The sequence below is a fragment of the Micromonospora solifontis genome (genome assembly GCF_003725545.1).
In the GTDB taxonomy this organism is placed as follows: domain Bacteria; phylum Actinomycetota; class Actinomycetes; order Mycobacteriales; family Micromonosporaceae; genus Micromonospora; species Micromonospora solifontis.
In genome coordinates this window covers 1-21,883 of sequence record NZ_RJLN01000073.1, presented here as the reverse complement: position 1 = coordinate 21,883, position 21,883 = coordinate 1, and the positions used below count along the sequence as shown (strand labels likewise).

Here is a 21,883-nt window from a genome sequence, read left to right as displayed (position 1 = left end):
GTCAGGACGGCGGATACCAGCGCAGTTCGACGGTGTTGCCGTCCGGGTCCCGTACGTAGATCGAGGTGGCGCTGCCCTGCGCGCCGAAGCGCGGCACCGGCCCGGTGAGCACGGTGAATACCCCCGAGTCGATCACCTGCGCCCAGTCGAGCGGCTCCACCACCAGGCAGAAGTGGTCCACGTTCGACCCGCCCGGCTCGCCGCGTACCAGGTCGATGATGGTCTCGGCGTTGACGCGTACCGAGGGGAAGGGGACCTCGCCGGCCCGCCAGCGGTCGACCCGGACCGGGGCCAGCCCGAGCGTGCCGCAGTAGAAGTCGAGGGCACGTTCGACGTCGGCGACGGTGAGGACCAGGTGGTCGAAGCCCGTCACCCGCACCGCGCTCACCGGGTCTCCAGCTCGTACGCCTGGCGGAGCCAGCCGGCGAACAGCCCGGGGTCGATCTCGTCGACGGTGCGCAGCTTGACCGCCGCCATCCGCCGCGCGCCCGGCGCGAGCCGCCCGGAGTCGTCGGCCACGTCCTGCCCGCGCCACAGTGCGAAGGTGAGGTACGACGGGTACGCCTTGACGAGGCAGACCGGCGTGCGGCCCGGGCGGTCGCCGAGGCCCCAGACGGGGTGGCCGTGCCACATCGCGCCGGTCGCCTCCGGCAGTGCGGCGTCCACCACGGCGCGCAGCTTCTCGCCGACTTCGCGCAGTGGTGTGTCGAGGCCGGTCAGGTAGGTGGTGACGGGATCCATCGGTTTTCCTCTCCTCGAAGGGCTCACCTCAACCCTCGTCGGATCGGCCGCGTCGACCAAGCCGCGATCGGGCTACGATCGTTGACCCTGAGTCAACGGTGGGGGTCGACGTGCTGGAGCGGTACGAGATCGAGACGTTCCTGACCCTCGCCGAGGAACTGCACTTCGGGCGGACCGCCGAGCGGCTGCGGGTGACCACCGGGCGGGTCAGCCACGTGGTGCGGAAGCTGGAACGCCGGATCGGCGCGCCGCTCTTCGCGCGTACCAGCCGGGTGGTCCGGCTGACCCCGATCGGCGCCCGGCTCGCGGACGACCTGCGACCGCTGGTGGCCGGCATGGCCGACGCCGTCCAGCGGGCCGTCGAGGCCGGTCGCGGTCTCACCGGCGAGCTGCGGGTGGCGTTCGTCGGCGAGTGGACGGCGCCGGTGCTGCTCCGGGCGGTCAGCCTCTTCACCGAGCGCCACCCCGAGTGTGTGGTGCACGTCCACGAGGCTCCGCTCGCCACCACCCGGTCCAGCCTGCAGGACGGCTCGGTCGACGTGCTCATCGCGTCGTACCCCTTCGACGGGATGGCGAACGGCCCGGCGCTGCTGCGCGAGCGGCGGGTGCTCGCGGTGGCCGCGGACCACCCGCTCGCCGGGCAGGCGTCGGTGTCGCTGGAGGTGCTGGCCGACCACCCGGTGGTGCAGTATCCGGCGGTGACGTCGACGGAGTTCAAGCGCGACCGCACCCCGGACCGGACCCCCTCCGGGCGGCCGGTGCCGCAGGGTCCGGTCGGCAACACCTTCTCGGAGATGCTGTCGCTGGTCGCGATGGGTCGGGGGGGTGCTCCCGGTGGGCGAGCAGACCCGCCGCTACCACCCCCGGCCGGACCTGGCGTACGTGCCGATCGACGACGCGCCGCCGATCCTCCGCGGGCCGGTCTGGCTGGCCAGCAACACCACGGCCCGGGTACGCGAGTTCGTCCGGGCCGCCGCGGATGCCGCCGACCGGGCGGAAGACTGAGGTGCGGGACGGGGTCGGGACGCTGGCGAAGCTCAGCCGACGCTGACGGTCAGCGGGCGCGGGTCCTTCCGGGGCGCGAGCGCGATGGCCAGCAGGACCAGCGCGCAGCCGGCGCCGATCAGGAAGAGCAACGAGAAGGTCGGCTGCCCGAGCCACTCCCAGAGTGGGTGCCACGTGGGGTGCGGCTCGCCGAGGTGGTGCGGTACCAGCGAGGTGGTGGTCGCCAGCGCGGGTGCCCACCACAGGAACAGGGCGAAGCCGAGCAGCAGGCCGGTGCCCCGCCGGCCCTCGGTGCGCCGGCTGGCCCAGGCGAAGACCAGCCAGGCGAGGACGCCGCCGACCAGGCCGGCCAGCGCCGCGACGGGGAGCACCAGCGGTGGCGCGGCCCGCTGCACCGTGAAGTAGAGATAGGAGTTGTAGAGGGTGGGATCGTTGAAGGTGGCCCGGAAGACGGTGTCGCCCCGGCGGGCCACCAGGACGGTCTCGGTCTCCTGCGGGTCGCAGGGCGGGGCGGCACAGGTCTGCAGGTCCGTGGTGGTCGGCGCGTAGACCCGCCAGCCGGCGGCCCGGAGCCGCTGCTCGGCCGTCGTCAGGGTGTCGCTGGTCGGCTCCCGGCCGGCCGCTGCCCCGCCGGCCGAGCCCTCCTGGTACTCGCCGCCGTCGCCGAGCAGCAGGCCCCGCAGGCTGTCCACCGTCACCGGGTTGTTGTAGTAGACGAAGAGCGCCGGGGAGGTCGCCACATCATCGTCCAGCCGGTGGCCGGGGAACGCCTCGGCGAAGATCGCGGCGGCCTCGGCCCGATCGGGCTGGGGGCGGGAGGTCTTCCAGGCCAGCCGGGACGCCAGTGCGGCGGTGAACAGGCCGCAGATCAGCGCGGTGAGGACCGCCCACACGCCGACCGTACGGCTGGCCGGCCGGCCGAGCCGGCAGCGCAGCCCGGCCCGGACCAGGTCCACCGCCCCCGTGACGGTGGGTCGGGTCCGCCCCGGCGGGGTGGTGTCGAGCAGCAGGCCGAGGAGCTCCTCGCCCCGCTCCCGCCGGTAGGCGCGGGGATAGGCGAGCAGCAGCCGTCGGTAGTGGCGGGTGAGCGACATGGCCTCCCCTTCGTCGGGAGCGGGGGCGGGAACCGGGTCAGGTGGTGCGGGGGCGCAGGGCGCGCAGCCGGGTCTCGGCGGCGGTGGCGAGCTGGCGCAGCCGGGCGGTCTCGGACTCCAGGGCGGCCAGGCCGCCCGGGGTGAGGCGGTAGTAGCGGCGCAGCCGCCCGTCCACGACCTCTTCCCGGTCGGGTTCGACGAGCCCCTGCGCGGTCAGCCGGTCCAGCGCCGTGTAGAGCGTGCCGGGCAGCAGGGTGACGCGCCGGTCGGAGAGGACGGTGACCTCCTGGATGATCCCGTAGCCGTGTCGGGGGCCGGTGGCGAGCGCGGTGAGGATCAGGAACGTCGGCTCACGCATCTGGGTCACCTCGGCAATATATATAAGTGATCGATACATGGTCAACGCCTTGACCCTGCCCCTGCGGCAAGGGCCAGCGTGGTCCGTGCCGGTCGCCGCGACCGGTACGAGGAGGATGGGTCCGTGGAGCTGCTGACGATCGGGGCGTTCGCCCGGGCGGCCCGCCTGACGCCCAAGGCGCTGCGGCTCTACGACGAGCTGGGCCTGCTTGCGCCCGCCGCCGTCGACCCGCACTCGGGCTACCGGTACTACGAGCCGGCCCAGCTCGACCGGGCCCGGCTGATCGCCGCGCTGCGCCGGGCCGGGATGCCGCTGGCCGAGATCCACACCGTCTGCCGGCTGTCGGCGGAGGCGGCGGCCGAGGCGGTCGACGCCTGGTGGCGTCGGGTCAGCGCCGACACGGCGGCCCGCCGACGCGTCGTCGCGCTCCTCGTCGACCAGCTCTCCGAGAGGAGCGCCCCCATGTCCGAACCCACCTTCCGGTACGCCGTCCGCTGTACGGCCGGCGCGGTCCGGGACTCCAACGAGGACGCCGCGTACGCCGGCGACCGGCTGCTCGCCGTGGCCGACGGCCTGCGTGGCCCGGGCGGGGCCGCGGCCAGCGCGGCCGCGATCGACGCGCTCCGGCCGCTGGAACTGACCGACGCGCCCGCCGCCGAACTGCTCGCCACGCTGGCCGACGCGGTCACCGCGGCCGACCGGACGGTCCGCGCGCACGCCACCGACGGGCACCAGCCGGCCACCACCCTCACCGCCGTCCTGCGCCGCGGCACGCGGCTCGCGCTGGTGCACGTCGGGGACACCCGGGCGTACCTGCTGCGCGGGGGCGAGCTGTCCCGGCTGACCCAGGACCACACGTACGTGCAGTCGCAGGTCGACCAGGGCCGGCTCACGCCGGCGGAGGCGGCGGCGCACCCGCAGCGGGCGCTGCTGTCCCGGGCGCTCGGCGCGGGGGCCCCGGTCGAGGCGGACCTCGCGCTCCGCACCGCCCTGGTCGGGGACCGCTACCTGCTCTGCTCCGACGGGCTCTCCGCCGTGGTCGGGCCGGCCGCGCTGCAGGCGGCGCTCGCCGGGGCGGACGATCCGGAGAGCGCCGTCGGGCGCCTGGTCGACCTCGCGTACGCCGAAGGGGCGCCGGACAACATCGCCTGCGTGGTCGCCGACGTGGTGGCGGGGTGAGGTAGCCCCGGCGGCCGGCCGGAGTGCGACGCGTCCGACGCCGTACCCCGGCCCCGGCCCGCCGCCGTACCCTGGCGATCATGCGGATTGGCATCGTGATCCTTCCCGACCAGCGCTGGTCGGACGCGCGACGGCGGTGGCGGCAGGCGGACGACTGGGGCTTCGACCACGCCTGGACGTACGACCACCTGGGCTGGCGGGACCTGGTCGACGGCCCCTGGTTCGACTCGATGACCACGCTGACCGCCGCCGCGACGGTGACCTCGCGGATCCGGCTCGGCACCCTGGTCGCCTCGCCCAACTTCCGGCACCCGGCGGCGTTCGCCCGGCAGGTGACCGCCCTGGACGACGTCTCCGGCGGCCGGCTGCTGCTCGGAATCGGCGCGGGCGGCATCGGCTTCGACGCCACCGTGCTCGGCGGCGACACCCTGCCACCCCGGCAGCGGGTCGACCGGTTCGCCGAGTTCACCGAGCTGCTGGACCTGATCCTCCGGGAGGACGGCACCACCTGGCGCGGCGAGTGGTTCGCCGCAGTGGACGCCCGGAACAATCCCGGCTGCGTCCAGCAGCCCCGGGTGCCGTTCGTGGTCGCCGCCAACGGCCCCCGTTCGATGCGGCTCGTCGCCCGGTACGGGCAGGGCTGGGTGACCACCGGGCTCGGCGGGGACGACCTGGAGACCTGGTGGGCCACGGTCGCGGAGCTCGCCGGGCGGATGGACGCGACCCTGGAGAAGGCGGGCCGCGACCCGGGCACCCTGGACCGCTACCTGTCGCTCGACTCGGCGCCGGTCTTCTCGCTCAGCGGTGCGGACTTCTTCGCCGAGCAGGTCGCCCGGGCGGCGCGGCTGGGCTTCACCGACGTGGTGACGCACTGGCCCCGGGCCAGCAGCTGGTACGCCGGCGACGAGGCGGAGCTGGTGACGGCCGCCGGCCTCCTCCCGGAGCTGCGCCGGCCCTGACGTGCCGCCGGACGTTAGGAGGGGCCCCTTCACCCGCACCAGGCGTTAACAAGGGGCCCTTCCTTACACCTCAGGTGCCCAGGTCGCCGGTGCTGATCCCGCCGTCTCCGGCGGAGACCAGCCGGAACCGGATGCAGACGACCTGGCTGTCGTCGTCGATCGGGAAGCCCGCCCCGGTCCAGTAGCGGCGGTGGCCCTCCCGCCACTCCTCGATGGACCGGTCGCCCTCGCCTTCTGAGCGGGCGAAGTCCCAGGACACGTCCGCGAAGCGGACCACCTCGACGTCGGTGATCTCGACGACGCCGACCAGCGCGTCCTGGTCGTCGACCAGGACCAGCCGCTCGCCGACGCGTTCCAGCTCCTCGTTCTCGGCGGCGTACTCGTCGGTCAGCAGGCCGGCGGTGGCGGTCTTCACGCCGGCCAGCACGAGGGTGTTGAGGTTGGTGCGCATCTCGCCGGGGGTGCCGAGGGCGAGCGTGCGGAGTCCACCGATCCGGGGCCACATCCTGCCGAGGCTAGTGGTGGCCGGACCACCCGTCGCGGGATTTCCGGATGGCGTGAGTGCCGGCCGGCGGAGTTCGTCAGATGAGGTGGCCGGCGTAGCCGGCCGCAGCCAGCACCCGCGCGTCGCCGGTCGCCGCGTGCGACTCCAGGACCGCGTCGGCAAGCTTCACCACGTGCGCGTCGCCGTGCCGCGCCGCCCGGGCGAACACCTCGTCGGGCTGAGCCGGTGCCACCGTCGGTGGGGCGGCCGGCGTGGGTGCGGCGTACACCGAGGTCACGGCGGCGGTGGCCGACCAGGCCGCGGCGACGCTCGGCGCCCACAGCGCCGGGTCCAGGGCCGGCAGGGTACGCAGCACCGCCGTCGGCGCGGTCACGGCGTGCACCAGCATCACCGGGTTGCCGTGCCCGAACCGCAGGTAGTCCAGGCCGGCGCGGTGCACCAGGTCGGTGAGGGTCCGCTCGGCCTGCGCCGCGCCGGCCGGCGGGCGCAGGGCGACCGCCGCGGTGGCCCAGTCCGGTACGTCGGGCAGCCGGCTGAGACGGTCCCGGATCCCGCCGGTCTGCGCGGGGAGGCGGGGCACCCCGGCCAGCGCGGTGGCCACGTCGGACCGCCCGGTGAGCGGCCCCGCGCCGGGCACCGGCTGCCAGCGGGCGGCCCAGTAGCCGAGCGCCTGCCCCAGCTCGGCGAGCCGCGCCGGGTTCACCCCGTCGGTACGGAGCGCCCGGACGGCGTGGCCGACCCGGATGACCCCGTGGGTGGCCCCGGCCGCGATGCCGGGCAGCAGCCGGGGCCACCAGGTGCCGAGCACCTCCTGCCAGGGGTGTTCGCGCAGCTCGTGGTCGAAGTGGGCGAGCCAGTCGCCGGCCCGCTTCGGGTCGCCGAGGGCGGACCGCCAGTCGTCGACCGGCCGGAGCCCGCGCGGCAGGTCGTCCAGCCGGGGCAGGTAGTCGTCGAGCCAGCGGTGCACCCGGTCGCCGTGGCCGTGTCGGACCAGCGCCTCGACCGCCATCGGTCCGTGGTTGGAGAGCCAGCCCTCGAACTCGGGGCCGGTCCGGTGCAGTCGCTCGTACGCCTCGTCCAGGATGCCGTCGCTCATGCCGCGATCGTCGATGCTCAACCGCGCTTGAGGTCAAGCGCTCACAGGCGGTCCCCGGTGAGCAGGGTGCGCAGCCGGAGCCGCTCGGCGACGGCCGGCGGGCAGGTGGTCACGACCGCGACCGCCCCGACGACCTCCGCCCCGGTGGTGGCCACCACCCGGTGCAGCGCGTCGAGTTGCGCGCCGCTGTCCACCCAGTCGTCGACGAGCAGCACCCGGTCGGCGGGGCCCAGCCGGGCGGTGTCCAGGCCGAGGCGCTGGCGGTGGCCCCGGTGGTCGGGGGACGTCTCCGCCCAGCGCAGCGCCCCGACCCGCCGCCGCTCGCCGCCGTCCTTGTACGCGGGCAGGAAGCCGGCGCCGGCCGCGACCGCGACCAGGGGGCCGAGCAGCAGCCCGGTCGCCTCGGGGGCGACCACGACGGTGGGCCGGGCGGCCGGGAAAAGCCCCGCCAGGGCCGGTCCGAGGTCGGCCAGCGCCGCCGGATCACGCCACCAGCCGGCCGTGTCGCTGACCAGATGGCTGCTGCCCGGGCCGGGATCGACCCAGCGGAACAGTTCGACCAGACGTCGGCTCAGCACGCCCCCATCCTCGGCCACCGGCGCCAGGCGATGCCGCACCGGCCCCGGCCAGCGATCCTTCCTCCGTTCGGGGGAGGCTGGGTGGCTTGATCGGCTACACGTACCGGGGTAAATACGGGCATAGCACCATGATCACGTTGACTTCGGAAGTGCTTCTCTCGTTACGGTCCCAGCCGGTTTGTTCCGCTGACGAAAGGACCCGGTGGTGGCTGGTAGGCACTTCCGCAACCGTAAGTTCTCGCCCACCGGCATCGCCGCCACCGCCGCCGTCGGCGTGGTGCTCGCGGTCGGCGGCACCGTCGGCGCCGTCCAGCTCACCTCGGGCGAGCCCGCCGCCGAGTCGGCCGCCGTCGAGGCCCTGCCCAGCACCGTGGCCCCCACCTCGGCGTCCCCGTCCGCCTCGCCGAGCGCGTCGCCGAGCCTAAGCCCGTCGCCGAAGGCCACCCCGAGCCCGAAGGTGACCCGCACCCAGGCGGCCTCGCGCAAGACCCGGACCGCCAGCCCGAAGCCCACCGCCAGGAAGACCACCGCCGCCCCGAAGGTCGTGGACAGCGGCTCCTGCGGCGCGTCCTTCTACGACGAGGGCCAGATGACCGCGAACGGGGAGACCTTCAACCCGGACGCGCTGACCGCCGCGCACAAGACGCTGCCGTTCAACACCCGGGTCCGGGTGACCAACCCGGCCAACGGCAAGTCCGTGATCGTGCGGATCAACGACCGCGGCCCGTACATCGACGGCCGGTGCCTGGACCTGTCCCGGGCGGCCTTCGCGGCCATCGCCTCGACCGACCTCGGCGAGGTCGACGTCCGGTACGAGGTCCTCGGCTGACCGGGTGACCGGACCGGGCGGAAGTTCCACGGACCACCCGCCAGGCTCATTCACCCGGTCACGTCCATCAGGCATGCTGTCCGGTGTACGCACGCAACCTCTCCAGTCGGGCCGCGGCCCGCTGAGCCCCGGTTCCCGCGCCGGCATCGGCGCGGCCCTCGCGCTGCTCGCACTCGTCTCCGCCGTGGAGCTGGCGGACGGCCGGCCGGTGCACTACCTCGCGCTGATGGCGGCCGCCCCCCTCCTCGCCGCCGCGCTCGCGTCCTGGCGGGTGGTGCTCGGGCTGGGCGTGCTCGCCACCGGCACGGGGGTCGCCTTCGCGCTGGCCGAGGGGACCACCTCCCTGGTCACCGCGGTGAACGTCGCGGGGATCGCGCTCGCCGCCGCGATCGCCGCCGGCGTGGCGGCGGTACGCCAGCGACAGTCGGAGCGGATCGCCGAGCTGTCCCGGCTCGCCTCGGTCGCCCAGCAGGCCGTCCTCCGGCCGCTCGGTCCCCAGGTGGGCACCCTCGCGGTGGCCGCCCGCTACATCTCCTCCACCGCCACCGCGGAGATCGGCGGCGACCTGTACGAGGTGATGGACACCCCGTACGGCGTCCGCATGATCATCGGTGACGTCCGGGGCAAGGGGCTGGACGCGGTCCGGCTGGCCAGCATCGTGCTCGGCTCCTACCGGCACGTCGCGTACGAGCGGGCCGACCTGCGGGCCGTGGTGACCGACCTGGACCGGGCGGTGGCCCGCAACGTGGGCGACGAGGACTTCGTCACCGCCGCCCTGGTCGAGGAGCGGGGCGGCACCCTCACCATCGTCAACTGCGGGCACCCGCCGCCGCTGCTGCTGCGCCGGGGCGCGGTGATCCCGCTGGAACCCCCGGCGCCGGCGCCGCCGCTGGGCTTCATGCCGGTGGTCCGGCCCCGGGTGGAGCGGCTCGAACCGGGCGACCGGCTGCTGCTCTTCACCGACGGGCTCGGCGAGGCCCGACGGGACGGCGAGTTCTTCCCGACCGCCGACCGGGCCTGGCGGCTGCTCGGCCACGGCACCGTCGCCGACGGTCTGGCCTCGTTGGAGACCGCGCTGGTCGAGTGGGTGCACGGCCGGCTCGACGACGACATCGCGCTGGTGCTGATCGAATACACCGGCCCGAGCAGCGGCGTGACCGCCGCCGTCCCGAGCTGGGAGGTCGGCGCGACCGAGAGCTGACGCTTCCGGCCCGCTCAGCCCTCCGCCAACTCGTCGGTGGCCCGACGCCCGGCCTCCCCGGCCCGGTGCAGGAAGTCGGCGATCACCTCCAGTTGGGCCTCGTCGTAGCCGGCGCAGATGTCGTCCATCGCGGTGTTCATCCCGGCGTACAGGCCGAACAGTTCACCGTTGCGCTCGCGCCGGGCCCGGACCGTCACCGAGCGCCGGTCGCTGGCGTCGGGGTCCCGCTCGCGCACGATCCAACCGCCACGCTCGAGCCGGTCCAGGATGCCGGTCACGGTGGCCGGGTGCAGGCCCGCCCGGCGGGCCAGCGCGCCGGGGCTGAGCGGCCCGTGCCGGGCGATCAGGTCGAGACAGTCCAGGTCCACGTCGCGCAGCGACAGGCGTACGCCGACGTGGTGGTTGAGCAGCGCGAGCTGATTGCTCAGCTCGCGCAGTTCGTCCTTGATCCGGGTGGCCGTCCGGCGCCGTCGACGCGCGTCCGCAGAACCTACGGAACTCATATTGTTTGAACCTCGTATCAACTGTTACGGTTTCCATATCTTACGAGGTTCCGCCGCGTCGAGCGGCGATCGACGGAGGAGCGGCGGATGCAGTTGACGATCTTCGGGGCCAGCGGCGGGATCGGCCGGCACGTGGTCGACCGGGCGCTGGCCGCCGGTCACAACGTCACCGCGGTGGTCCGCGATCCCGCCCGGCTGCCCGGCACGGCCGCCCGGCTGGTCACCGCCGACCTGGCCGACCGGGCGGCGCTGCGGGCGGCGGTCGACGGCGCCGACGCGGTGCTCTCCGGCCTCGGCCCCGTACCGCGGCCGACGCCGGCGTGGCGTCCCGGGGCACCCGGGCGATCACCGAGGCGATGGCCGGAGCGGGCGTACGACGGATCGTCGTGGTCAGCGCCGCCCCGGTGGGCGTGGTGCCGTCACCGGGCCGGCCCCACCCGCCGCGGCGCGACCCGGGCGACGGTCCGCTGATGCGCTTCGTGCTCGGACCCGTGATCCTGCGGGTGTTGCGGCGGCACTACCTGGACCTGGCGCTGATGGAGGAGGAGCTGCGGGAGGGTGCCCTCGACTGGACCGTGGTCCGCCCGCCCCGGCTGACCGACGGCCCGGCGACCGGCCGCTCCCGGACCGCGTACGGGCGGAACATCCGGGGTGGGGTCACCGTGTCCCGGGCGGACGTCGCCCAGCTCATGCTCGCCCTGCTCGACCGCCCGGAGTCGATCCGGCAGACGGTCGGCGTCGCCAACTAGGTGCCGGAGTTCCTCGTGCACACCACGTACGTCGTCGTCACCCTGCTCGCGGTCGTCGCCACCGGCTTCTCGGGCATCGCGGCGCTGGCCCACTTCCGACCGATCCTGCCCGGGATGGCGGCGGCCGGCGTACCGCGGTCCTGGCTCACCTTCCCGATCGGCACGCTGAAGACCGCGGGCGCGGCGGGCCTGCTCCTCGGGCTGGCCGGCGTGCCGTGGATCGGGGTCGCCGCTGCCGGGCTCGTGCTCTTCTTCGCCTGCGCGGTGCACACCCACCTGCTCGCCCGCGACTACTCCGGCCAGTTCGCGCTGGCCAACGGGTTTCTCGTGCTCGCCGGCGCCACGCTGGCGCTGGGGGTGGCCGGAAGCTGAACCGGAAGTGTGTAATCGCTGTCACTTCCGAGATCGGCTTGTCGTTGGCTACCCGCGAGTAATAGAGTCGGGGTTACTGATCGGTAACACCTGTCCGGAAGCGGGGCCAGCGAGCATGACCCACTACAAGAGCAACCTTCGGGACCTCGAGTTCAACCTGTTCGAGGTCTTCGGGGCGGACCGGACGTTCGGCCAGCAGCCGTACACGGACCTGGACGTCGACACCGCCCGTAGCTTCCTCTCCGAGGTCGACCGCCTGGCCCGCGAGGACCTGGCCGCCAGCTACTCGGACAGTGACCGCAACCCGCCGGTCTTCGACCCCGCGACGCACACCGCGCCGCTGCCGGAGTCGTTCAAGAAGTCGTACCGGGCGTTCATGGACTCCGAGTTCTGGCGCCTCGACCTCCCCGAGGTCCTGGGCGGCACGAACGCTCCGCGCGCCCTCTGGTGGTCGCTGGCCGAGCTGGTGCTCGGCGCCAACGCCCCGATCTGGATGTACGCCTCCGGCCCGTCCTTCGCGCACGTGCTGCACGTCGAGGGCACCGAGCAGCAGCAGAAGTGGGCCAAGCTCTTCATCGAGAAGCAGTGGGGCTCGACCATGGTGCTGACCGAGCCGGACGCCGGCTCGGACGTCGGCGCGGGCCGCACCCGGGCCATCCCGCAGCCGGACGGCTCCTGGCACATCGAGGGCGTCAAGCGCTTCATCACCTCGGGCGAGCACGACCTCTCCGACAACATCGTCCACTACGTGCTGGCCCGTCCGGTCGGCGTGGAGGGCGTGGGCGGCCCGGGCACCAAGGGCCTCTCCCTCTTCGTGGTGCCGAAGTACCACTTCGACGAGGAGACCGGCGAGCTGGGCGAGCGCAACGGCGTGTTCGCCACCAACGTCGAGCACAAGATGGGCCTGAAGGTCTCCAACACCTGCGAGGTGACCTTCGGCGAGCACGGCGTACCGGCCAAGGGCTGGCTGCTGGGCGAGAAGCACGACGGCATCCGCCAGATGTTCATGATCATCGAGTACGCCCGGATGATGGTCGGCACCAAGGCGATCGCCACCCTCTCCACCGGCTACCTGAACGCGCTCGAGTACGCCAAGAACCGGGTGCAGGGCGCCGACCTGATCCAGCAGGCCGACAAGAGCGCGCCCCGGGTGACCATCACCCACCACCCGGACGTGCGCCGCTCGCTGCTCATGCAGAAGTCGTACGCCGAGGGCCTGCGGGCGCTGGTCTGCTACACCGCCAGCTGGCAGGACAAGGTCGCCATCGCCGAGGCGGCCGGCGACGAGAAGGCCACCAAGCTGGCCAAGCGGGTCAACGACCTGCTCCTCCCGCTGGTCAAGGGGGTCGGTTCGGAGCGGGCGTACGAGCTGCTGGGCCACGAGGCGCTGCAGACCTTCGGCGGCTCCGGCTTCCTCCAGGACTACCCGCTGGAGCAGTACGTCCGGGACGCCAAGATCGACACCCTGTACGAGGGCACCACGGCGATCCAGAGCCTGGACCTGATCTTCCGGAAGATCGTCCGGGACAACGGCAAGGCCCTGATGGCGGTGGCCGGCGAGATCCAGGAGTTCATCGCCTCCGAGGCCGGCAACGGCCAGCTCAAGGAGGAGCGGCAGGCGCTCGGCAAGGCGCTCGCCGAGATCCAGAACATCCTCGGCGTGATGACCGGCTGGCTGGGCGAGGCCCAGGGCGGCGATCACCGGGCCCTCTACAAGGTCGGCCTGAGCAGCCGCCGGTTCCTGCTGGCGGTCGGTGACCTGGTGGTCGGCTGGCTGCTGCAGAAGCAGGCGGACGTCGCGCTGACGGCCCTCGGTGGCGAGGTCTCCGCCGCCGACCAGGCGTTCTACACCGGCAAGGTGGCCGCTGCCCGGTTCTTCGCCCGCGAGGTGCTGCCCCGCATCGGCGCCGACCGGCGGATCATCGAGGGCGCCGACCTGGAGATCATGGACCTCCCGGAGGAGGCGTTCTGATCCTTCCCGGGATCCGAGGCTGACCACGGCGGCCGGCGAGCACGTGCTCGCCGGCCGCCGTCGTGCGGGAACGTTCCGCCGGTCGAGCCGGCGGAACGGCACGTCCCGCCTCGATCCACTCGGCAGGCCGCAAAGGGCGCTAACCAGCGACCTGAAGGGCCGCGACCTGCCGCAGAACGAGTCGATCAGCCGTGCGGGGCCTCGCCGTCGGCGGTCATCGGCCCGTCCGGGGTGGGTAGGCGGCCGTGGGACGGGTAACCGTCGCGGACCACGACCGAGCACGCCCAAGGGCCACCGCACGGGGGAGTGCAGCGCACATGGGCATTGGCAGCGCAATCTTTCTCATCGCGCTCGGCGCGATCATGACCTTCGCCATCCGAGCCAACGTCTGGTGGATCGACCTGCGCGCGGTCGGCTGGGTGTTCATCCTGGCCGGACTGGGCGTCCTGCTCACCACGCTCTGGTTCTGGCAGGACCGGCGTAAGCGGGCACGCACGCTGATCGTGGAGGAGAACCGGCTCTCCCACCCGACGGCGATGATGCCCCCGCCGCCCGACCCGCCGCCGCCCACCGCCCCGCCGTCCTGACGGCGGCCGAGACGGCGCGTTGACCGGGGGGCCCTCCTCACCCCTCAGCCGCGGGCGGTGTGCCGGCCGGTGATCGGGGCGCCGCCCGGGGCGAGCGCGGCCCACCGGGTGGTCGGGCGGTGCACGACCAGGTCCGTGGTGCGTAGCCCGTCCGGATCGGCGCGCTGCGGGTCGAGCAGCGCCGAGAGCAGCGAGATGCCCGGATTGTGGGCGACCAGCAGCACCGTGCCCGTGCCCGGCGGGACCGCCCGGACCAGCTCCAGCAGGTCCTCGGGCCGCGCCTCGTACGCGGTCGGCTCGTAGCGCACCACCGGTGACGACCCCGTCGGTCCCCCCTCCGGCGGGGATCCCGTGATGCCCATCGCCAGCCCGTGCCAGGTCTGCCGGGTGCGGCGCGCGGGGGAGCAGAGCACCACGTCGGGCACGAGGGTGTGCCGGGCCAGCCACGCCCCGGCCGCCGCCGCGTCGGCGTGCCCCCGGGCGGTCAGTGGGCGCTCCGCGTCCGGGCCGTCCTCCCGGAGCTGTTCGGCCTTGGCGTGCCGGAGCAGCACGAGTGTCCGCTCCTGCTTGCTGCCGTCGGTCATGCCGACAGCTTGCCTGATTGGCGATCCGAGTGCCTGGGTAAGTCGATGGATGCCGCTACCTCAGCCATGGCCGCGGCGGGTAGGAAACGCCAGCAGAACGCCAAGGAGGCGACGTCATGGGCATCGGTGCCAGCATCTTCCTCATCGCGCTGGGCGCGATCTTCGCGTTCGCCATCGACGCCAACCTGGGATGGCTCGACGTCCACGTCGTGGGCTGGGTGCTCATGCTCGTCGGCGTCGTCGGCCTGCTCCTCACGATGTACTTCTGGAACAACCGTCGCCGTACGGTCGTCGCCGCCCCGGTGCGCGAGCGGGTCGTCGCCCAGCCGACCGTGCCGGTGCAGGACGACCGCGTGGTGCGCGAGGAGTACCGCGAGGTGCGCCGCCCGGGTTACCCGGCCTGATCCATCCCCCGCAGACGTCGAGGGCCCCGCAACGGCGCGGGGCCCTCGAACTCGTTCCGGGCCGTCAGGAGAAGAGCGCGAAGTAGATCGCGATGTGGTGGCAGATCGCCGCCACCAGCGTGCAGGCGTGGAAGAACTCGTGGTGGCCGAAGACGGTCGGCCACGGGTTCGGCTTGCGCAGCGCGTAGAAGACGGCGCCGACGCTGTAGATGGCGCCTCCGATGATCAGCAGTACCAGGGCGGTGACGCCGCCGCCGTGCAGGATCTGCGGCAGCATCGCCACCGCGACCCAGCCGAGCGCGAGGTAGAGCGGCGCGGAGACCCAGCGGGGCGCGTGCGGCCAGATCAGCTTCACCGCCACCCCGGCCAGCGCGCCGCCCCAGACCAGACCGAGCATCAGCTCGGCCGGGCGGGGCTTGAGCAGCAGCGCGCAGAACGGCGTGTACGTGCCGGCGATGAACAGGAAGATCATCGAATGGTCCAGCCGGCGCATGATCTGGTAGCCCCGCTGCGACCAGACCCGGCGATGGTAGAGGGCGCTGGTGCCGAAGAGGCCGCACACGGTCAGGCTGTAGATCAGGCAGCTGACCAGGGGGGCCCAGCCGGGGCGGGTGGCCGCGATCGAGCAGAGCACGATGCCGCAGACGAGCGCGACGAAGAAGGCGTAGGTGTGCAGCCAGCCGCGCATCCGGGGTTTACCGATGTCGACCGGCTTCAGCCGAAGCGGAGCGGAGGTGGTCACGCCAATAGGTTACGGCACCGTAGGTTACTTGCAAGTAGTGTGTACCGTCACGCGGATCCGCGAGGATGGCGGAATGCGGATCCGGCCCGTGGGCGCGCACGCCCTGCTGCTCGACTGCGACGACCCCGACCAGGTCCAGGCCTGGCGCGCCGAGCTCTGGCGCCGCCGGGAGGCCGGCGAGCTGGACGCCGTCGAGATCGTCCCGGCCGCGGCCACCGTGCTGGTCGACGGCGTACCGGACCCGGCGGCGGCCGCGGCCCGGATCGCCGGCTGGACCCCGCGGGGCGACACCCACCCGGACGCCACCGCCGAGGTCGAGGTGCCCACCGTGTACGACGGGGAGGACCTGCCCGCCGTCGCCGCGCACTGGGGCGTCGGCGTGCCGGCGGTGGTGGACCGGCTGCGGCGTACCGAGTTCCGGGTGGCCTTCTGCGGCTTCGCGCCCGGCTTCGCGTACCTGACCGGGCTGCCGGCCGAGCTGGCCGTGCCCCGGCTCGCCACCCCGCGCACCCGGGTGCCGGCCGGATCGGTCGCGCTGGCCGGCCCGTACGCCGGCATCTACCCGAGCGCCTCGCCCGGCGGCTGGCTGCTGGTCGGCCGGACCGACCTGGTCCTCTTCGACGTGCACGCCGATCCGCCGGCCCGGCTCACCCCCGGCACCCGGGTCCGGCTGGTGACCCCGTGAGCGCGGGGAGTGCGCCGATCCGGCGAGCCCCGCAGTCGCGAACCAGCGTGATCGAGGTGCTCCGGGCCGGCGCCCTCACCACCGTCCAGGACCAGGGCCGCCCCGGGTACGCCCACCTCGGCGTCCCCCGGTCCGGCGCGCTCGACCCGGCCGCGCTGCGCCTGGCCAACCGGCTCGTCGGCAACCCCGCCACCGCCGCCGGCCTGGAGATCACCCTGACCGGCTGCGCGCTGCGCTTCACCCGTGCCGTCACCGTGGCGCTCACCGGGGCGGAGGCCGACGTCCGGATCGAGCGACCGCCGGCCCGCGCGACCGCCCTCGCCGCCCCGACCGACCCGGCGCCGCCCACGGCCGGCCGACCGGTCGAGCGCCCGCCCACGGCCGGCCGAACGGTCGAGCGCCGGCCCGGGGACGGCGGCGAGCGGCTGCGGGAGGCCGCCGCCCAGGTCGAGCGTCGGCCCGGGAACGGCGACGAGCTGCTCCGGTGGGCCGCCGGCCAGGTCGAGCGCCGGTTCGGCGACGTCGGTCGGCCGCTGTCCCTGCCCGCCGGAGCGGTGCTGCGGGTCGGGCCGGCCCGCGCCGGGCTGCGTACCTGGCTCGCCGTCGCCGGCGGGATCGCGGTCGAGCCCGTGCTCGGCAGCCGCGCCACCGACACCCTCTCCGGGCTCGGCCCGCCCCCGCTGCGCGACGGTGACCGGCTGCCGCTCGGCCCGGCCGTCGGCCCGCCCGCACCGGTGGACCTCACCGTCACCCCACCCGTCCCCGCCGAGCTGCGGCTGCCCCTCCGCCTCGGTCCCCGGCACGACTGGTTCGGCGACACCGCGCTCGACCTGCTGCTCCGCACCGCGTACGCGATCAGCCCGCTGAGCAACCGGGTCGGTGCGCGCCTGGTCGGCGCGGCCCTGCCCCGCGCGGTGGCCGGCGAGCTGCCCAGCGAGGGCCTCGTCCTCGGCGCCGTGCAGGTGCCACCGGACGGCCAACCGTTGATCTTCCTCGCCGATCACCCCACCACCGGCGGATACCCGGTCGTCGGGGTGGTGGACGACGTGACCCCGCTCGCGCAGGCCCGGCCAGGGACTACGGTGACGTTCCATGGACCTCAACGCTGACCTCGGGGAGGGATTCGGCATCTGGCGGCTCGGTGACGACGAGGCGCTGCTGGACCTGATCACCTCCGCCAACGTCGCCTGCGGTTTCCACGGCGGCGACGCGTCCACCATGCACCGGGTCTGTGCCGCGGCCGCGGCGCGAGGGGTCGCCGTCGGTGCCCAGGTCGGCTACCGCGACCTCGCCGGCTTCGGCCGGCGGCACATCGCGTACGGCTTCGCCGAGCTGCGGGACGAGACGATCTACCAGATCGGGGCGCTCGACGCCTTCTGCCGGCTGTTCCGCACCCGGGTCCGCTACGTCAAGCCGCACGGCGCGCTCTACCACGCCGCCGCCTGCGATGAGGCGCAGGCCGCCGCGCTGGTCGCCGCCGTCAGCGGCTACGACCACGAGCTGCCGCTGCTCTGCCCGCCCGGCTCGGTGCTGGCCCAGCTCGCCGTCGGCGCCGGACTGCGGGTGGTCGCCGAGGGCTTCGCCGACCGGAACTACCTGCCCAACGGACAACTGGTGCCGCGTACCGCCGCGAACGCGCTGGTCACCGACCCGGACGAGGTGGCCACCCGGGCGGTCCGGATGGCCACCGAACGGACCGTCGTCGCGGTCGACGGCAGTGTCATCCCCGTCCAGGTCGAGTCGATCTGCCTGCACGGCGACAGCCCCGGCGCCGTGCGCGCCGCCGAGCTGGTCCGCGCCGCCCTGATCGACGCCGGCGTCACGCTCGCTCCGTTCGCGTGAACGGAACGGCCCCCTTCCTGACCGTCGGGGCCGTACGTCAGCCCTGGTCCATGCCGCGGAGGACCAGCGGGAGACGGCGGGCGCCGTCGGCGACCACCCGGACCGGGACACCCCAGTCCTGCCGGGTCAGGTGGCAGGCGGCATGTTCGACGTCGGCGTCGCAGGTGGCCGCCTGGGCGGTCACCTGCAGCACGCCCTGCGCCACCGCGCCGTCGACCACCAGGCGGCGGGACAGGTCGGTGGTCGTCCCCGCCCCCTCCACCAGCAGCTCCGGCGGGGACGCCGAGACCACCAGCCGGGTCGACGGCCCGTACGTCTCGTCCAGCTTCTGCCCCGGCGCGGGCGTGAAGATCACGTCCAGGGTCAGCTCGCCGGCCGCCACGTCGGTCGGCTTCCGCTCCAGCCGGTGCCGGGGGCCGTCCACGGTGCTCGCGCCGGCCGCGGTCAGCGCGCCGGGGGCCAGCCGGGTCAGCCGGTGCGCGGCCGACTCGACCACCAGCACGTCGCCCCCGGGGGTGAGCACCAGGTCGCTCGGCTCGGCCAGGCCGTCCGCCACCGTGCCGACCTGGCCGGTCGCCGGGTCGAACCGGCGCACCGCCCCGTTGTACGTGTCGGCGACCAGCACCGAACCGTCCGGCAGCGCGCACACCCCCAGCGGGTGCTGCAGCAGCGCCCGTTCGGCCGGCCCGTCCACGTGGCCGAAGTCGAAGAGTCCCTGGCCCACCGCCGTGTGCAGCACGCCGTCCTCGACGTACCGGACGGCGCTGGTCTCGCTGTCCGCGATCCAGAGCCGGCTGCCGTCGACCGAGACGGACAGGCCGGAGGGCTGGGCCATCCAGACGTCCGGCAGCGGTCCGTCGCGCAGCGCCTCGACCGTGGTCCCGGCGTACACGCCGGCGGTCCGCTTGATCGGGTCGAACCACCAGAGCTGGTGGATGCCCGCCATGGCGATCACGACCCGGTCGTCGTACCAGGCGACGTCCCAGGGGGAGGAGAGGTCGACGGAGGTCGCGTCGTGCGCGTGGTCGTCGACCGTCGAGCGCCACTGCCGGCCGGTGCCGGTGACCGTGACCACCTCGCCGGTGTCGAGCCGTACGCCGCGCAGCAGGTGGTTGACCGTGTCCGCGACCACCACGTGGTAGCCGGCCACCTCGGCGACGTGCTCGGGGAGCAGGCAGAGCCCCTGCGGCTCGGCGAAGGTGGCGGTGTCGGCCGGGCCGTCGGCGTGGCCGCGGGCACCCGACCCGATCCGCCGGAGCACCTGCTCGCCGTCGGGAGCCAGCTCGACCAGGGAGTGCCGGGCCGAGTCGGAGACCAGCAGATTGCCGCCGTCGAGCACCACGGCCTTGCCGGGGAAGCGCAGCGTGGTCTCCGGTTCGGCGGGCGGGACGTACGGCCCCTCGCCCCGGTGCAGGGTGCCCTTCGCCTCGTGGGTGGCGATCAGCTCGTCGATCAGCTTGGCGAGCCCTTCGGCGTGCCCCTCGCCGGCCATGGTGGCGACCACGTAGCCCTCGGGGTCCACCACCGCCAGGGTCGGCCAGGCCTTCGCCGCGTACTGCTGCCACATGTCCAGCTCGGGGTCGTCGAGCACCGGGTGGTGCACGCCGTACCGCTCGACGGCCGCCGCCAGGGCGTCGGCGTCCTTCTCGTGCTCGAACTTGGGCGAGTGCACACCGATCACGACCAGCACGTCGCCGTAGCGCTCCTCCAAGGGGCGCAGCTCGTCGAGCACGTGCAGGCAGTTGATGCAGCAGAAGGTCCAGAAGTCCAAGACGGTGATACGACCTCGGAGGTCGGCGAGGGTGACGTCCTTCCCGCCGGTGTTCAGCCAGGCCCGACCCCGCAGCTCCGGGGCGCGTACGCGTGCGCTCATGACCCCATCGTGCCTTACCAAGGGCGACCATCCGGCGCGACGAGGTGCAGGTAACGGCGTACGGGCGATGGCCTCGCCCAGGCGCAGGAACCAAGAAATTCAACGGGACGGTCGGGCGGTGCAGGTCGGCGAGGGTGACGTTCCGCCCGACGGGGCGGCGGTGGCGATCACTTCCTACACTGCCGCCGTGTTCTCTAGAGCGAATCCCGCAGACCAACCGGCTCCACCGGGTGCGCTGGTCGGGGTTGTCGGCACTGTGGCGGCAATGATCGGCGTCCTGATCATCTATTTCAACGGTCTCCTCGGGGCGGTGCTCGTCCTCGGCGGATTGCTGCTGCGCATCGAGGCCGCGGTCCGTGGTGTGAACCGTCCGGGCGAGGCCGATGACGAGGGTGCGGCCTGACGCTCCGGATGTGACCAGGCGAGGCCACGGATCACCGTGGCCCCGCCGTCGGGTACGCGCTACTTGCCGGCCGGCTTGAGGCAGAGCACCGGGTTCGCCTCGTTCCGCAGCGTCACGCTGGGCTGCGCCGGGTCGGGGCACTTGTCCTTGCTGTCGGCCCGCGAGACGACCGTGAACGCGCCGGGTTCGGCACAGTCGGCCGCCGCGGCGGTCGTGCCGGACTGCTTGATGCAGGAGCCCACGGCCGGGTTGAAGGGCTGCGGCTTGTTGTCGTCGCCGCCGAGCTTGCCGAGCAGGGCGAGCGCGCCGAGCGGGACGGCGAGGATCAGCACCGCCGCGATCAGCACGAGCGCCAGCACCCTGCCGTTGCGGACCTTTGGCGCGGGCGCCTCGCCCGTCGACTCCGCCTCCGGCTTGAAGGCGTCGAAGCGGCCCTGCTCCGGGTTGCCGGCCGGGCTCTGCTGCCAGGCCGGCGGGGCCTGCTGGGGCGGCGGCGGGAACGCGGGCGGGAAGCCGCCCGGTCCCGGCTCACCCGGCCCCTGGCCCGGGACCGCGACCGAGGCCCGGCCGCCGGCCGGCCCGCCGAACGGGTCGTGCTGGCCGCCCGGGCCGCCGAACTGGTCGGGGTGTCCGCCCGGGCCGCCGAACTGGTCGGGGTGCCCGCCCGGGCCACCGAACGCGCCCGGCGCGCCGAACTGGTCGCGCTGCCCGCCGGGGCCGCCGAAGGGGTCACCAGAGTTGCCGAACGGGTCGCCGGGGCGGTCGCCGCTCTGCGGGTGCACGCCGTTGACCGGACGGTTGTTGCCGGCCGGGTCCACGAAGGACGGCAGGCCGGGCGGGAAGGGCGGCGGGCCGGCCGGCGACGACTGCGCCGGCGGGACGTCGGCGAACGCGTTGGGCCGCTCCGGCTCGTCCGGCCGGGACTGGTGCCCGTGCTCGTCGAAGCGCGGACCCTGCTCCGGGAACCCGTTCGGCGCGTCCTGCCCCGGGCCCTCCTCGTCCTCCGGCCGGGTGGGCCGGCCGTACACCCGGGGCTGCGGCGCGGGCATGCCGGCCGCGGGCAGCGGCTGGTCGGCCGGGGGCGTCACCCGGCTGGCCACCGGCACCGCCGCGCTGGCCGAGACGGCCCCGGACTCCGGGGAGGTACGCGGCGCGGGCACCACCGGTCCGGCCGGCGACTGCGGCTCGGCACGGGCCGGTTCGGGCGTGCCCCAGGCGGCCCGCTCCGGCTCGTACCCCTGCGGGTCGCGTTCGGCGGACTCGGCGGCCGGGCCGAACTGGTTCGCCGGCAGGTAGTCGGCGGGCGGCGAGGCGGCCAGGGCGGCTCCTGGCACCCGCTGTTCCTGCGGCGGCAGCGGTACGGCGTTCGCCGGGGAGATGCCGGGGCCCGGGGCCGGCTGGTAGGCCGGGCCGTCCTCGGCGCGGTTCGGCTCCCAGCCCGGCGACGCCGACTCGGCCGGGCCGGCCTCTCCGGACCGGCCCCACGCCTCGCCGGGCGCCCACGGCTCGGCCTCGGGAACGGCCGTGCGCCGGGACGTCCACTGTGCCGGATCGTCCTGGTTGTCGGCCCAGGCGGGCGGCGAGTCCGGGGCCGGCACGGCGGCGCTGGCCCGGGCGGACGC

General features: G+C 74.3%; 27 protein-coding genes and 1 pseudogene. 16 read left to right on the top strand and 12 right to left on the bottom strand.

From position 1 onward, the window contains the following. Window position 1: 1 nt before the first annotated feature. Window positions 2–388 (bottom strand): VOC family protein, encoded by a 387-nt coding sequence (locus EFE23_RS21360; RefSeq protein WP_123242715.1) that lies wholly within the window; start codon window positions 386–388, stop codon window positions 2–4. After that, on the bottom strand, window positions 385–741 hold the full coding sequence (locus tag EFE23_RS21355; protein ID WP_123242714.1) for a DUF1801 domain-containing protein: 357 nt from the start codon (window positions 739–741) through the stop codon (window positions 385–387). Before EFE23_RS21355 ends, EFE23_RS21360 begins: the two co-directional genes overlap by 4 nt. 98 nt (window positions 742–839) lie before the next feature. Between EFE23_RS21355 and EFE23_RS21350 the strand changes: the two are divergent. Both EFE23_RS21350 and EFE23_RS29070 read left to right on the top strand, forming a co-directional pair. Further along, window positions 840–1,505 (top strand): annotated as a pseudogene (locus EFE23_RS21350) (LysR family transcriptional regulator); the annotation flags it as partial. 70 nt (window positions 1,506–1,575) lie between these two features. Then, the gene (locus EFE23_RS29070; protein WP_233601090.1) at window positions 1,576–1,746 is read left to right on the top strand and encodes a hypothetical protein; all 171 of its coding nucleotides are present in this window, start codon (window positions 1,576–1,578) and stop codon (window positions 1,744–1,746) included. 32 nt (window positions 1,747–1,778) lie between these two features. Here EFE23_RS29070 and EFE23_RS21345 read toward each other — a convergent pair whose 3' ends face one another. After that, complete coding sequence (locus tag EFE23_RS21345; RefSeq protein ID WP_123242713.1) at window positions 1,779–2,840, bottom strand: hypothetical protein; 1,062 nt, start codon at window positions 2,838–2,840, stop codon at window positions 1,779–1,781. A 37-nt stretch (window positions 2,841–2,877) separates the two neighbouring features. After that, entirely contained in the window at window positions 2,878–3,198 is a 321-nt protein-coding gene (locus EFE23_RS21340; protein WP_123242726.1) for a PadR family transcriptional regulator, read from the bottom strand. 123 nt (window positions 3,199–3,321) lie between these two features. Between EFE23_RS21340 and EFE23_RS21335 the strand changes: the two genes are divergently transcribed. Both EFE23_RS21335 and EFE23_RS21330 read left to right on the top strand, forming a co-directional pair. After that, window positions 3,322–4,377: a MerR family transcriptional regulator gene (locus tag EFE23_RS21335; protein WP_123242712.1), complete on the top strand. Its 1,056-nt coding sequence runs from the start codon at window positions 3,322–3,324 to the stop codon at window positions 4,375–4,377. A gap of 80 nt (window positions 4,378–4,457) precedes the next feature. Then, a complete protein-coding gene (locus EFE23_RS21330; protein ID WP_123242725.1) occupies window positions 4,458–5,336 on the top strand; it encodes an LLM class flavin-dependent oxidoreductase in 879 nt (292 codons plus the stop codon). 70 nt (window positions 5,337–5,406) lie between these two features. On the opposite strand, the gene EFE23_RS21325 is transcribed toward EFE23_RS21330, so the two are convergent. From EFE23_RS21325 to EFE23_RS21315, 3 genes are all read right to left on the bottom strand, one after another. Beyond that, window positions 5,407–5,841, bottom strand: coding sequence for an ASCH domain-containing protein (locus tag EFE23_RS21325; RefSeq protein ID WP_123242711.1), 435 nt, complete (start codon window positions 5,839–5,841; stop codon window positions 5,407–5,409). Between the two features lie 76 nt (window positions 5,842–5,917). Beyond that, complete coding sequence (locus tag EFE23_RS21320) at window positions 5,918–6,937, bottom strand: questin oxidase family protein (RefSeq protein ID WP_123242710.1); 1,020 nt, start codon at window positions 6,935–6,937, stop codon at window positions 5,918–5,920. A 41-nt stretch (window positions 6,938–6,978) separates the two neighbouring features. Then, window positions 6,979–7,515, bottom strand: a complete 537-nt coding sequence (locus tag EFE23_RS21315) for a phosphoribosyltransferase (protein WP_123242724.1) — start codon at window positions 7,513–7,515, stop codon at window positions 6,979–6,981. Between the two features lie 205 nt (window positions 7,516–7,720). Between EFE23_RS21315 and EFE23_RS21310 the strand changes: the two genes are divergently transcribed. Together EFE23_RS21310 and EFE23_RS21305 are read left to right on the top strand one after the other, a co-directional pair. Continuing rightward, window positions 7,721–8,344 (top strand): septal ring lytic transglycosylase RlpA family protein, encoded by a 624-nt coding sequence (locus EFE23_RS21310; RefSeq protein WP_123242723.1) that lies wholly within the window; start codon window positions 7,721–7,723, stop codon window positions 8,342–8,344. Between the two features lie 73 nt (window positions 8,345–8,417). Further along, window positions 8,418–9,545: a PP2C family protein-serine/threonine phosphatase gene (locus tag EFE23_RS21305; RefSeq protein WP_123242709.1), complete on the top strand. Its 1,128-nt coding sequence runs from the start codon at window positions 8,418–8,420 to the stop codon at window positions 9,543–9,545. Between the two features lie 14 nt (window positions 9,546–9,559). Here EFE23_RS21305 and EFE23_RS21300 read toward each other — a convergent pair whose 3' ends face one another. Next, a complete protein-coding gene (locus EFE23_RS21300) occupies window positions 9,560–10,048 on the bottom strand; it encodes a MarR family transcriptional regulator (RefSeq protein ID WP_123242708.1) in 489 nt (162 codons plus the stop codon). Window positions 10,049–10,135: 87 nt separating this feature from the next. Between EFE23_RS21300 and EFE23_RS29345 the strand changes: the two genes are divergently transcribed. The 5 genes from EFE23_RS29345 to EFE23_RS21280 all read left to right on the top strand — a co-directional run bounded on the left by EFE23_RS29345 (window position 10,136) and on the right by EFE23_RS21280 (window position 13,728). After that, window positions 10,136–10,519: an NAD(P)H-binding protein gene (locus EFE23_RS29345; RefSeq protein WP_255421172.1), complete on the top strand. Its 384-nt coding sequence runs from the start codon at window positions 10,136–10,138 to the stop codon at window positions 10,517–10,519. Further along, on the top strand, window positions 10,405–10,797 hold the full coding sequence (locus EFE23_RS29340; protein WP_255421171.1) for an NAD(P)-dependent oxidoreductase: 393 nt from the start codon (window positions 10,405–10,407) through the stop codon (window positions 10,795–10,797). Before EFE23_RS29345 ends, EFE23_RS29340 begins: the two co-directional genes overlap by 115 nt. Next, entirely contained in the window at window positions 10,798–11,169 is a 372-nt protein-coding gene (locus tag EFE23_RS21290) for a DoxX family protein (RefSeq protein WP_199737168.1), read from the top strand. 115 nt (window positions 11,170–11,284) lie between these two features. Next, window positions 11,285–13,141: an acyl-CoA dehydrogenase gene (locus EFE23_RS21285; protein WP_123242707.1), complete on the top strand. Its 1,857-nt coding sequence runs from the start codon at window positions 11,285–11,287 to the stop codon at window positions 13,139–13,141. Window positions 13,142–13,458: 317 nt separating this feature from the next. Beyond that, a complete protein-coding gene (locus tag EFE23_RS21280) occupies window positions 13,459–13,728 on the top strand; it encodes a DUF6458 family protein (RefSeq protein WP_013283345.1) in 270 nt (89 codons plus the stop codon). A gap of 44 nt (window positions 13,729–13,772) precedes the next feature. On the opposite strand, the gene EFE23_RS21275 is transcribed toward EFE23_RS21280, so the two are convergent. Continuing rightward, window positions 13,773–14,312, bottom strand: a complete 540-nt coding sequence (locus tag EFE23_RS21275) for a SixA phosphatase family protein (protein WP_123242706.1) — start codon at window positions 14,310–14,312, stop codon at window positions 13,773–13,775. 116 nt (window positions 14,313–14,428) lie between these two features. Here EFE23_RS21275 and EFE23_RS21270 point away from each other — a divergent pair, with 116 nt between their 5' ends. Next, window positions 14,429–14,716: a DUF6458 family protein gene (locus EFE23_RS21270; RefSeq protein ID WP_123242705.1), complete on the top strand. Its 288-nt coding sequence runs from the start codon at window positions 14,429–14,431 to the stop codon at window positions 14,714–14,716. Between the two features lie 64 nt (window positions 14,717–14,780). Here EFE23_RS21270 and trhA read toward each other — a convergent pair whose 3' ends face one another. Beyond that, window positions 14,781–15,458, bottom strand: a complete 678-nt coding sequence (gene trhA, locus EFE23_RS21265; protein ID WP_123242704.1) for a PAQR family membrane homeostasis protein TrhA — start codon at window positions 15,456–15,458, stop codon at window positions 14,781–14,783. 73 nt (window positions 15,459–15,531) lie between these two features. Here trhA and EFE23_RS21260 point away from each other — a divergent pair, with 73 nt between their 5' ends. Genes EFE23_RS21260 through EFE23_RS21245 form a run of 3 tightly spaced genes read left to right on the top strand, consistent with a single transcriptional unit; the run spans window position 15,532 to window position 17,985 of the window. Next, window positions 15,532–16,143: a 5-oxoprolinase subunit B family protein gene (locus EFE23_RS21260; protein WP_123242703.1), complete on the top strand. Its 612-nt coding sequence runs from the start codon at window positions 15,532–15,534 to the stop codon at window positions 16,141–16,143. Window positions 16,144–16,190: 47 nt separating this feature from the next. Then, the gene (locus tag EFE23_RS28590; RefSeq protein WP_199737167.1) at window positions 16,191–17,252 is read left to right on the top strand and encodes a 5-oxoprolinase subunit C family protein; all 1,062 of its coding nucleotides are present in this window, start codon (window positions 16,191–16,193) and stop codon (window positions 17,250–17,252) included. Further along, entirely contained in the window at window positions 17,236–17,985 is a 750-nt protein-coding gene (locus tag EFE23_RS21245; RefSeq protein ID WP_123242702.1) for a LamB/YcsF family protein, read from the top strand. The genes EFE23_RS28590 and EFE23_RS21245 overlap by 17 nt, the downstream gene beginning before the upstream one ends. A 37-nt stretch (window positions 17,986–18,022) precedes the next feature. Here EFE23_RS21245 and EFE23_RS21240 read toward each other — a convergent pair whose 3' ends face one another. After that, a complete protein-coding gene (locus EFE23_RS21240) occupies window positions 18,023–19,858 on the bottom strand; it encodes an NHL domain-containing thioredoxin family protein (RefSeq protein WP_123242701.1) in 1,836 nt (611 codons plus the stop codon). A gap of 118 nt (window positions 19,859–19,976) precedes the next feature. Here EFE23_RS21240 and EFE23_RS28045 point away from each other — a divergent pair, with 118 nt between their 5' ends. Beyond that, window positions 19,977–20,261 carry a hypothetical protein gene (locus EFE23_RS28045; RefSeq protein ID WP_148058503.1) on the top strand — a complete coding sequence of 95 codons (285 nt, stop codon included), beginning with the start codon at window positions 19,977–19,979 and terminating at the stop codon, window positions 20,259–20,261. A gap of 59 nt (window positions 20,262–20,320) precedes the next feature. On the opposite strand, the gene EFE23_RS28260 is transcribed toward EFE23_RS28045, so the two are convergent. Continuing rightward, window positions 20,321–21,883: LppU/SCO3897 family protein (locus tag EFE23_RS28260; RefSeq protein WP_439650869.1), on the bottom strand; the 1,563-nt coding region annotated here is incomplete at its 5' end.